The sequence below is a fragment of the Aliamphritea ceti genome (assembly GCF_024347215.1).
Lineage (GTDB): Bacteria > Pseudomonadota > Gammaproteobacteria > Pseudomonadales > Balneatricaceae > Amphritea > Amphritea ceti.
In genome coordinates this window covers 353,472-364,851 of sequence record NZ_AP025282.1, presented here as the reverse complement: position 1 = coordinate 364,851, position 11,380 = coordinate 353,472, and the positions used below count along the sequence as shown (strand labels likewise).

At 48.0% G+C, this 11,380-nt stretch carries 10 protein-coding genes; 2 read left to right on the top strand and 8 right to left on the bottom strand.

What is annotated here, in order from left to right:
- The first annotated feature begins 20 nt into the window (after positions 1 to 20).
- A complete protein-coding gene (locus OCU49_RS01560) occupies positions 21 to 725 on the top strand; it encodes an ABC transporter permease (protein WP_261843276.1) in 705 nt (234 codons plus the stop codon).
- A 33-nt stretch (positions 726 to 758) separates the two neighbouring features.
- Here the strand turns inward: OCU49_RS01560 and OCU49_RS01555 are convergent, their stop codons facing one another.
- The 8 genes from OCU49_RS01555 to OCU49_RS01520 form a co-directional block, all read right to left on the bottom strand.
- Positions 759 to 1,280: a DUF6653 family protein gene (locus tag OCU49_RS01555; RefSeq protein WP_261843275.1), complete on the bottom strand. Its 522-nt coding sequence runs from the start codon at positions 1,278 to 1,280 to the stop codon at positions 759 to 761.
- Between the two features lie 45 nt (positions 1,281 to 1,325).
- The gene (locus tag OCU49_RS01550) at positions 1,326 to 1,793 is read right to left on the bottom strand and encodes a DUF1493 family protein (RefSeq protein ID WP_261843274.1); all 468 of its coding nucleotides are present in this window, start codon (positions 1,791 to 1,793) and stop codon (positions 1,326 to 1,328) included.
- 73 nt (positions 1,794 to 1,866) lie between these two features.
- Positions 1,867 to 2,331, bottom strand: a complete 465-nt coding sequence (locus OCU49_RS01545) for a hypothetical protein (protein ID WP_261843273.1) — start codon at positions 2,329 to 2,331, stop codon at positions 1,867 to 1,869.
- 501 nt (positions 2,332 to 2,832) lie between these two features.
- Positions 2,833 to 4,476: an electron transfer flavoprotein-ubiquinone oxidoreductase gene (locus OCU49_RS01540; protein ID WP_261843272.1), complete on the bottom strand. Its 1,644-nt coding sequence runs from the start codon at positions 4,474 to 4,476 to the stop codon at positions 2,833 to 2,835.
- Positions 4,477 to 4,686: 210 nt separating this feature from the next.
- Positions 4,687 to 6,072 carry an L-serine ammonia-lyase gene (locus OCU49_RS01535; RefSeq protein WP_261843271.1) on the bottom strand — a complete coding sequence of 462 codons (1,386 nt, stop codon included), beginning with the start codon at positions 6,070 to 6,072 and terminating at the stop codon, positions 4,687 to 4,689.
- 64 nt (positions 6,073 to 6,136) lie between these two features.
- Positions 6,137 to 7,387: a serine hydroxymethyltransferase gene (glyA, locus tag OCU49_RS01530; RefSeq protein WP_261843270.1), complete on the bottom strand. Its 1,251-nt coding sequence runs from the start codon at positions 7,385 to 7,387 to the stop codon at positions 6,137 to 6,139.
- Positions 7,388 to 7,474: 87 nt separating this feature from the next.
- Positions 7,475 to 7,900 (bottom strand): GlcG/HbpS family heme-binding protein, encoded by a 426-nt coding sequence (locus OCU49_RS01525; RefSeq protein WP_261843269.1) that lies wholly within the window; start codon positions 7,898 to 7,900, stop codon positions 7,475 to 7,477.
- Positions 7,901 to 8,147: 247 nt separating this feature from the next.
- On the bottom strand, positions 8,148 to 9,275 hold the full coding sequence (locus OCU49_RS01520; protein WP_261843268.1) for an aminotransferase class V-fold PLP-dependent enzyme: 1,128 nt from the start codon (positions 9,273 to 9,275) through the stop codon (positions 8,148 to 8,150).
- Positions 9,276 to 10,205: 930 nt separating this feature from the next.
- On the opposite strand from OCU49_RS01520, the gene OCU49_RS01515 reads away from it, so the two are divergent.
- Complete coding sequence (locus OCU49_RS01515) at positions 10,206 to 11,312, top strand: SPM autocatalytic domain-containing protein (protein WP_261843267.1); 1,107 nt, start codon at positions 10,206 to 10,208, stop codon at positions 11,310 to 11,312.
- Positions 11,313 to 11,380 lie beyond the last annotated feature (68 nt).

Below are 11,380 nucleotides of genomic sequence, written 5' to 3'. Positions count from 1 at the left end.
ATTATGATTTGGATATACCGATGCATAGCATTTCCTGGCTGGCACTGACCTGGTGCTTCATTCCCATTGGGATTGCCTGTTCTGTTTATTTAGTCTGGCAAGGCGATGTAAAAGAAATACTCTTAGCCAGTTTGCGGATGGTTCTACAATTAGTCGGTGTCGGTTATGTACTGGTAGCTTTGTTCCACAACCCGTCCCCCTGGCTCACATTGCTGGTGATGGGCGTCATGTTAAGTGCAGCCGCCTGGATAGCTATTCGGCCTGTGCGTCATCATTTGGGGTATTTGAAACCTGCGGTCATCGCCCTGTCCATAGCCGTATGCTTACACTTATTCCTTTCGGTAAAACTTGTTTTGGGCGTCGATCCCTGGTTTTTACCTAAAGTCGTTATTCCGCTAGCCGGTATGTATTTCGCGAATACGATGAATGCTGTCAGCCTGGCTACCGAACGCTTTCATGCGAATATAGAGGATGGAAAATCAGCGCAACAGGCAAGAATCACCGCATTTAAAGGCGCGATGATTCCGCAGGTGAATGCTTTATTTGCAGTAGGGTTAGTGTCATTACCGGGCATGATGACTGGACAGATTCTATCGGATGTATCACCGCTGATAGCCGTGCGATACCAAATCATGATTATGACCATGATGCTCGGCGCATCAGCATCAGGCGCGGCAATCATGCTCTGGCAGCTTGAGCGTCAGGTAAGGCGTAGTGCTAATTAGCTTTGCCCTAAACCTTTAACTGCCATACAGCCTCTAAAGGTCTGGCTTTTCCCTGAGCCAGGCCTGATACACCGGGTTTGAATCTTTCACGTCCAGATATATCCACACCATACGATCCACAAACCAGGCTTTAAATACCATTATCCAGAAGTTACCTAATATCAGAATCCAGACGTCCAATGCGTAAAGCCCATAGATTAACAATGGCAAACCCATTGCAGATAGGATCTGAAGCATCTGACAAACACGAAGGTGATGAGCAGGTATAAGCTCTTTGGCACGGTTTAAGTAAATTCTCTCGCCAAACGTCCCCATTGAGGCCCAGTTGTTAGTCGTTGCAGGTGCGCTGAATAAGCGGGGATTTATCCACACCCACAAGAATGACAGTGCAATCAGTGCTATAGCATAAACGCCAAGCCATTCCCGGGACCAGAATGCCAGGGAAATTAAGGGTAAGGTCGTAAAGCGAGAGTAGACACTCCACGGATTAGAATGCCGCTTCCAGGTTTCCTCATCCATCGACATAGCCTTTTCGGCCCACTTAAGAATATCCACTGTATTTCCTTTGGGTGTAACGCCGCAAAAAAGGCTGGTAACTTTTTATGAGTCCAACGCTGAAAATGCGATTTGTGATGACACCATGAAGTACTGAATTTCTTTTACCAACCAAACTACCCCACCGACCAAAACGATACTAACAAGGAATACCATATTAAAAGTGATATCTGGACGACCTTTAGTCATCTGATGCTTAGGATAGCTAATTGGCCATTTCTTGGATCGTGCAGCATCAAGTAATATCTGAGGGCTGATTCCAATCGTTTTAACCTGATCGTATGGCGGCACAAAAAATAGGGCACCAATGCTCCAATCTTCCTCTCCATGATGAAAGTACCAGCGATAATAATTCATATTCACCTGATGCTTTTCTGCAAAGGACTCGATTAGCTCAGAGAAATAATCACCTTCAATTCCCAGGTCATTTCTAAGATCACAACAGGGAGATAATTTTGATCGTTTTATACCCTGCTCTTCAATCAGAAACTCGTATATTTTCTCAATATCCATAAATATCTAACGTTTGCAGCAGTAGACGCTACAAGAGAAAGAAGCTATGAAAAGACTGCTTTTGTTAGACTTTTTAATAAACATTTTTGTAATGGCAGCCATATGGCATGAATTGAGTTTCGTTTAGTAGATTGTACGAATAAATACAGTACTTCAAATCACTATTATTCTCGAAGAAGTCGAAATATACCCAACCAGATCTTTTGCCTTTTCCTGACCAATATATAGAAAACGGACCAAACTTTATTGGGTTAAGCAATACATACTCAAAGAACAGAAACTTTTTTGGTATATCACCAGTAACACCGTTGCCACTGTCTATTTTTATAAAACTTAATGATTGCGCATCTTTTTTATAGAGGGCCCATTGATAAGTAGCCTGCTGAAAAGTCGGTGTTTGATTTGAAAGAACAAACGCGCCAATCAAATCTTTTGTTTGCAATATGACTGTTTCACCATTCTTTGCAACTTCGGTTTTATATCCGTAAGCAAAAGATATATTGAATATAAAAATGATTACAGCAAGTGTTATTCGCATGATTAAGAAGCCTAACGCTTACGGCACTATTGGTCCGAGAAAGGAATATATGAAAGGTATTATCTGGTTAATCCAAGAACCTTTTCATGAAGCACATCCTGTTTCTTCACGGGAAAAACACGCACGCACGCTTTGTGGGTTTATACAGACACTAAATATCGTCTGTGCATAACTCTATATAGCTGATATTGCACGCTTTTCTTTAGTTAAGCCAGCATCAAAATATGCCACCGATCACTGCTCACTAATCCATGGTTCATTCAAAAAGTTGTAGCCGCTTTATCCGTAGTCATTCAGTTAACCTAAGGCTCCTCAAAAGCGATCACGTTCTTCAGGCAAAAAAAAACCTCTGCCCAATACGGGAGAGGTTTATTACACATTGTTAATACACAAGGTAAAAAAGTTGGTGACGTATCCCTACGCCACCTGAGCCAAAATTGGTCTCGAAGAAAGCGTGGCCAATGGGTTTGTCACACATTCTTCAACAAGCTTTTTTCAAGCTTACATGTTTGGATAGTTAGGACCGCCGCCGCCTTCAGGGGTAACCCAGGTAATGTTCTGGGCAGGGTCTTTAATGTCACATGTCTTACAGTGTACGCAGTTCTGCGAGTTGATCTGGAAGCGCTGTGAACCGTCATCATCTTCAACGATTTCGTAAACGCCTGCAGGGCAGAAACGCTGTGCCGGCTCGGCAAACTTCTGCAGGTTAGATGTCATCGGGATAGATGCATCAGTTAACTGCAAGTGACACGGCTGATTTTCTTCATGGTTTGTGAACGACAGGAACACAGATGAAGATTTATCAAAGCTGATCACACCGTCTGGCTTCGGATATTCGATTACCGGGCATTCGCTGGCCGGTTTCATTTCCGCGTAGTCAGGCTTGTTGTCGTGCAGCGTAACAGGAATGCTGAACAGGTTCTGGTCGATAAAGTTGAACGCGCCGCCCAGAATTGTACCGAACTTGTGCATTGCAGGGCCGAAGTTACGGCTCTTGAACAGTTCTTCGTACAACCAGGAATCGTTGAAGTTCTCAGCGTAAGCAGTCAGATCACGACCGCCTTCATCACCGGCACTCAGGGCATCAAACAGCGTTTCAGCGGCTATCATGCCGGACTTCATTGCTGTGTGTGTACCTTTGATCTTGGAGAAGTTCAGGGTACCTGCATCGCAACCTAGCAGCAGCGCGCCTGGCATAGTCATTTTCGGCAGTGAATTCAGGCCGCCTTTAGCGATTGCACGGGCACCGTAAGAAACACGGGTACCGCCTTCCAGATACTGTTTCAACTCTGGGTGGTGCTTCATACGCTGGAACTCATCAAATGGGCTCAGGTGCGGGTTAGAGTAGTTCAGGTCAGTGATCAGACCTACAACTACCTGGTTGTTATCTGTGTGGTACAGGAAGAAACCACCGCTGGCATCGGTCAGAGGCCAGCCAGCACCGTGAACAACCAGACCTGGCTGATGTTTAGCCGGATCGATGTCCCACAGTTCTTTAATGCCGATACCGTAGTGCTGTGCGTCTTTACCTTCGTCCAGGTTGAACTTGGCAATCAGCTCTTTACCCAGATGACCACGGCAACCTTCAGTGAAGATAGTGTACTTAGCCAACAGATCCATACCTGGCATGTATGAATCTTTCTGACCGCCTTCTTCATCCAGACCCATATCGCCGGTACCGATACCTGCAACACGGCCGTCTTCACCGTAAATTACGTTTGCAGCAGGGAAGCCCGGGAATACTTCTACACCCAGTTGTTCAGCCTGCTCACCCAACCAGCGGCAAAGGTTGCCAACGCTGGCAATGTAGTTGCCTTCGTTGTGCATGGTTTTAGGAACCAGTGCGTTAGGAATTTTCTTAGCATTTTCAGCATCTTTCAGCATGAAAATCTGGTCTTCGGTTACCGCAGTGTTCAGCGGTGCGCCCTGTTCTTTCCAGTCTGGGAACAGTTCGTTCAGTGCGCGGGGTTCAACCACCGCACCAGACAGAATATGAGCACCGACTTCGGAACCTTTCTCGACCACACATACGGTCAGTTCCTGATCTTTCTCATTGGCCAGTTGCATCAGTCGGCATGCGGTTGACAGACCTGCAGGTCCGGCACCAACGATGACGACGTCAAATTCCATGGATTCGCGTTCCATTACTCACTACCTCTACTAAGCTGGTTGGCTCTTTTATTGTTTATTATTTGCTTCCGCAAAAGGCCTTATCCACAGGGATAAAGCCATCATTTTGGAAAGCGGTATTATTTACGACTTTTCACTCTCAGGTACATACTAAAAACGACACATCGTAGCCGCAATAAGACCAGTGTCCAATATTTAGCCAAATGCGTCGTCAAAGGTCGCGTTTTAACACTCGATTACGTTAACTGCGAGGCCACCCTGAGAGGTTTCTTTGTATTTGCTCTGCATATCGGCACCGGTATCACGCATGGTCTTGATTACTTTATCAAGACTGACGAAATGTTCGCCATCACCATTCAGGGCTATACGGCTGGCATTGATCGCTTTAATCGATGCCATGGCGTTACGCTCAATGCAGGGAACCTGCACCAGACCGGCAATCGGATCACAGGTCAGACCCAGGTTATGCTCCATGCCAATTTCCGCAGCATTCTCGATTTGCTCAGACGTACCACCGGACACTGCTGCCAGACCAGCCGCAGCCATTGCGCAGGCGGAACCTACTTCACCCTGGCAACCAACTTCAGCACCGGAAATAGAGGCATTACGCTTACATAGCATACCCACAGCTGCAGCTGTCAGCATGAAACGTACCACACCGCTTTCACTGCCGGAGTAATAGAAACGCATATAATAATGCAGGACCGCTGGCACGATACCCGCTGCACCGTTCGTTGGCGCTGTTACTACCCGGCCACCAGCTGCATTTTCTTCATTCACTGCCAGGGCATAAAGGTTTACCCAGTCCAGCGCCGATAACGGATCGCGTAAGGCAGCTTCAGGACGTCCCATCAGCTTTTTATAGAGTTCAGGGGCACGGCGTTTTACTTTCAGACCACCTGGCAATATGCCTTCAATATCACAGCCACGTTGTACACATGCCTGCATTACCTGCCAGATATCCAGTAAGCCTTTACGCACCTCATCAGCACTGCGATGTACGGTTTCGTTGGCCATCATGATTTCACTGATCGACAAACCACTGCTCTTACAGTGACCTAACAGCTGCTCCATAGTCTCAAACGGGTACGGCAGCACGGTATCATCGTCGTCACCGACTGCCTGATCAGCACTTTCGATTTCATCTTCATCTACGACAAAACCACCGCCAACCGAGAAATACTCACGGCTGTACAGGTGAATACCTGCGGCATCACGGGCACTGAAACGCATGCCATTCGGATGTTGTGGCAAAGGGGTAAAGATGTATAACAGGTCATCGTCTTCGTTGAAGCTAATCTCATGTTCGCCATCCAAAGACAGGCGCGCCTGCTGCTTAATTTCATCCAGCCGTGGCTGCATATACGCAGGATCGATACTTTCCGGCGACTGGCCTTCAAGACCCAGAATGACTGCCGGTCCGGAACCGTGACCGACACCTGTCGCTCCCAGTGAACCGAACAGTTCGATTTTGACACCGCTAACGTCTTTCAGACAGCCACGTTCGCGCAGCTTAGCAACAAAATCCAACGCTGCACGCATTGGTCCGACAGTATGTGAACTGGACGGTCCAATACCAATTTTGAACAGATCAAAAACACTGATATTCATCTTTTCACCCCTTCGGTATCCAGGCCCTCACCGCCCGGACACCATGCCCGTAAGTAGTCGCCGCTTAGCGGTAGACCGGATGTTCAGCGCACAGCGCCAGAACTTTGCTTTTCACGTCATCGATAACCGCCTGGTTATCCATGTCTTCCAGCACATCACAGATCCAGCCAGTCAGCTGACGGCAATCATCAACACTGAAACCACGGCTACTCACAGCCGGTGTACCAATTCGCAGACCACTGGTCACAAATGGTGACTGGGGATCATTAGGCACTGAATTCTTGTTCACTGTAATGTTCGCCCGGCCCAGCGCGGCATCGGCGTCTTTACCGGTAATGCCTTGCTTGATCAGACTTAATAAGAATAGATGATCATCGGTGCCACCGGATACTACGTCGTAGCCACGTTCGATAAATACTTCAGCCATTGCACGGGCATTATCCAGTACTGTCTGCTGGTAACCGGTAAATTCAGGCTGCAGCGCTTCTTTGAACGCCACAGCTTTTGCCGCGATGATATGCATTAGCGGGCCACCCTGACCACCCGGGAATACCGCGCTGTTAAGCTTTTTCTCGATTGCGTCATTAGCACGGGCGATGATCAGACCACCACGCGGACCGCGCAGTGTTTTGTGGGTAGTTGTAGTTACAACATCAGCAACTGGTACCGGGTTAGGGTACAGACCAGCTGCAACCAGGCCAGCAACGTGTGCCATATCAACAAACAGGTAAGCACCGACCATATCGGCGATGTCGCGGAACTTCTGCCAGTCGATAATGCGGGAATAAGCAGAGAAACCGGCAACGATCATCTTTGGCTGATGCTCTTTTGCCAGACGTTCTACTTCGGCGTAATCAATCTCACCGGCATCATTCAGGCCATACTGAACAGCGTTATAGATCTTGCCGGAAAAGCTTACTTTAGAACCGTGAGTCAGGTGGCCACCATGTGCCAGGCTCATACCCAGAACAGTATCGCCCGGCTCACACAGTGCCATATATACAGCAGAGTTAGCCTGAGAACCGGAATGCGGCTGGACATTTGCGTAGTCAGCACCGAACAGTTCTTTAGCACGGTCGATGGCCAGTTGCTCAACCACATCTACGTGTTCACAACCACCGTAGTAACGCTTACCCGGGTAACCTTCAGCGTACTTGTTTGTCAGGCCGGAACCCTGCGCCTGCATAACCATAGGGCTGGTGTAGTTTTCTGAAGCAATCAGCTCAACATGCTCTTCCTGACGGGCTTCTTCAGCCTGCATGGCGGTCCACAATTCTGCATCAAAGGCATCAATACGATCTTGCTTATTAAACATAATATTCTTACCTCTTGCTGGCGAACAGGCACCAGCAACTAAACGGGCCCGGTTAAACCGGGCCCGGCATCAATTCAAAAAAGGAAATTACTTCAGTGACGCAAGAAACGCGTCAACACCGGCCTGAGAGACCACTTCATCCTGGTCTGGGGTGCCTGAACTGCAGCCGACACCACCAACAATGTGCTCACCGGCAAAAATCGGTACACCGCCGGCAACAATAGAAAAACGGCCCTGGTTACTGGTATTAATACCAAAAGCAGGTTTACCCGGCACACTTACTTCACCGTATTCACGGGTAGATTTACGCGCAGCGGAGGCAGTAAAAGACTTACCCATAGAGATATCGATACTGGTGATCCGCGCATTGTCCATACGCTGGAACATCAACAGATTGCCACTGTCATCAGTGATGGCAATATCCATATCTACATTAATTTCTTCTGCTTTTGCAACGCAGGCTTGCATGATCAGTTGGGCATCTTGCAAGGTCAGTTTCGGCATCATTCTCATTTGATTCACCTTTTTAAGTTTGTTTGAAAAACATCATAACCGGGTTTTGAGGTACGGTATCGTTTTTCACTACATTTGTTATTTTTTCGGTGCCCTAATATGAAATCTATGTGTCAGTTGTAACTTACCGAAAGATTTCTCATTGCATTACAAAATGCTGATTCCCGGGCCTACCTGCGGGATCACCGCAGGCGCCCGGAGCGTTCAGTGATGAACGCCGCGACGGTAGAACTTACTCTAATCCTGCTTACAGGACTCTCTCCAGAGTTTGTTCAAACTTGGCAACAGCTGCATCAACATCGTACAACTTGTCTAAACCGAACAGACCCAGACGGAAGGTCTGGAAATCAGCTGGCTCATCACACTGCAGGGGTACGCCCGCAGCGATTTGCATACCTTCAGCAGCAAACTTGCTACCGTTCTGGAAACCGGCATCACCGGTGTAACTAACTACTACACCTGGCGCCTGGAAGCCTTCAGCAGCAACGCTCTTAATACCTTTGCTAACCAGCAATGCACGCACTTTGTCACCCAGCTCCTGCTGAGCAGCACAAACTTTATCGAAACCGTATTCTTCAGTTTCTTTCATCACCTGGGCAAAGCTCGCCAGAGAATCAGTTGGCATAGTCGCGTGGTAAGCGTGTGCACCACCTTCGTATGCGTTCATGATTTGCAGCCACTTTTTCAGGTCGCAGGCAAAGCTGTTGCTTTCTGTTGTTTCCAGTACCGCCAGAGCACGCTGGTTCATCATCACCAGACCGCAGCAAGGCGAACCGCTCCAGCCTTTCTGAGGCGCACTGATCAGCACATCAACACCGTGGGCTTTCATGTCTACCCAGATTGCACCGGAAGCAATGCAGTCCAGTACAAACAGACCACCAACCGCGTGAACAGCTTCAGCAACAGCCTTGATGTAATCAGATGGCAAAACCATACCTGAAGAGGTTTCAACATGCGGTGCGAAAACAACGTCTGGTTTTTCAGCGTGAATAGCCGCAACAACTTCATCGATCGGCGCCGGCGCGAAAGGGGCCTGGCTGCCTTCTTCAGTCTGACGGGCTTTCATGACAGTGCAGCTTGATGGCAAATCAGCCATTTCAAGAATTTGTGTCCAGCGGAAGCTGAACCAACCGTTACGGATAATCAGTGCTTTCTTATTGTTAGCAAACTGACGGGCAACCGCTTCCATACCGAAAGTACCACTACCCGGTACAACAGCAACAGCGTCTGCCTGATAAACAGATTTCAGAGTGCGGGAAATATCATTCATCACGCTCTGGAAAGATTTGGACATGTGGTTCAGGGAACGATCGGTGTAAACCACGGAATATTCTAGCAGACCGTTAGGATCCACAGGAGATGAAATATTTGTCATTATTATGCTCTTCGTGAAATTTGTAATTATTTTTTCACGATGCTGCCTTAAGACTATTTAAAAGGCAAGCTTCGTAAACAAAAAATGTATATTTTTTGTACCGGCGCGACTAATGCCAATCCCCATATAGCGTAAGCACCAGACTACAGACTAACGGAATACTCATTGTCAAAAATGCGTAATATCGCCGCATTTTAGACAAATATCGACACAGATGAGGCCAAATTCCCGGCTTTATTAGCACCAGCTACTGCAATACTCGACTAGCATAATTCGTTTTCACGATGAGAAATTTTTCTTGCATAGCAGAATTATCACTTTAGGCCCGCTTCTTGCTTCATTTCTAAAGCCAGTTTTTAACATCGGCCTGAACAGCCGGTTGAAATGAACCAACTAACGGCAGCTATACGCGACGCCGACAGTCGGGCTATCACCAGGCTACAGGTTATTCACACAGGAGAAGGCTTTACGACAAAGCTTATTATTTCAACTATTAGACATTGAAAATCAATATCTTAGGCCATCAAACGTAAGCCGCTAAAGCTTGCTGTCCGAACAGGCCCGCTACCGATTACAGTCAGACAAATGACTGTAGCTGTACCGTTGCGCCGGTAAGAATTTTCAATGCACAGTTTCGAGCCAGGGTATCTGCGTTTTTCAGATGTCGGGGTACCCCTATGCCCGAAGAAGATGGGAGCAGCAGAGTCTGCCGGCAAACGGCCGGGCAGAGCTCAGCTTCCCAGGGGTATGCTCGTCCGGTGTCTGGCCTGCAGGCAGCTTTACCGCTATCGGTTACGACCGATGGTATAGGGGAACCTGCGCGCTATTTCAGGGAAGAAAACAGGAAACCATGAAGTTCAGGTGACCGGCATCAGGCTTATCTGTATAGCCAGGGCGGGTGCTATTTTCAGCACGACACGGAGTAAGACAATGATAATCGACACCAGTTACATCAACCTGAGTGCCAGCCATGAAAAAACCGAGTCTCGTAGCTTCAGTGCTTCACTGAACAGCGACCTGCAGTTCGGTAAATTATTCCTCGACAACATGACCAACTATTTCGCACCGGATGACATTGCGAATCCAGCTGGCACCGACGGCAGTAACCAGCAACAGGATTCAGAGCAGGATCCAAGTTCATCCATATTAGTAATGACTGATCAAGGCTTCCGTTTTCGGGACCCTGCCGAACAACAGAAAATAACTGACCAGCAACAGCTCGCCAATGACCGACTGTTTCAGGGGCTGCTTCAGGCCGTCAGCGGTCAGCGCATTACGGCAACCTCTGCCAACAGCGATATTATGGCGCTGATCAGCCAGGCGAAACAGGCCGAAAGCGGCGACACGCCTCACAGCACTGAAATCCAACCTGCCAAACTGGAAGTGACGGTAAAAATGAAAGAAACCGTCTCCGAATATGAATGCACTGAATTTTCCAGCTGTGGCGTTGTGAGAACCGCTGACGGCAGAGAATTTGATCTGTCTATGCAGTTAAAAATGGAACGTAGTTACACCGAAACCCGGGAATTTGAAATGACCAAAGAAGTCACGTTCACGGACCCGTTAATCATCAATTTTCAGGGCGAAGCCGCAGATCTGAGTGACGAAAAATACAGCTTTGATCTGGATGCAGATGGCGATCAGGAACTCATCAGTTATCTGAACGGTAATGGTGCCATGCTGGCACTGGATAAAAACAATGACGGCACCATCAACGACGGTACCGAACTGTTCGGCGCTCTCACCGGTGACGGTTTTGCTGATCTGGCTCAGTATGATGAAGATGGCAACGGCTACATTGATGAAAATGACAGTATCTTTGCCGACTTACAGCTGTGGACCAAAACGGTTGATGAAGACAAGTTAGAGTCTCTCGCTGACCGGGGTATCGGCGCGATCTATCTGGGTTCTGCCGACACGCCCTTCGATATAAAAGGCAGTGATAACCAAATCAATGGCCGGGTACGGGCAACCGGCTTTTACCTTACAGAAGCCGGTGACTCCGGTGCTGTCCAGCAAGTAGATATGGTCGTCTGACCCTGTCGGGGCGTTCGCTGACTCATCTTAGGTACAGCAGCGGACGCCGGTTTTCTGTTATCTCTTAT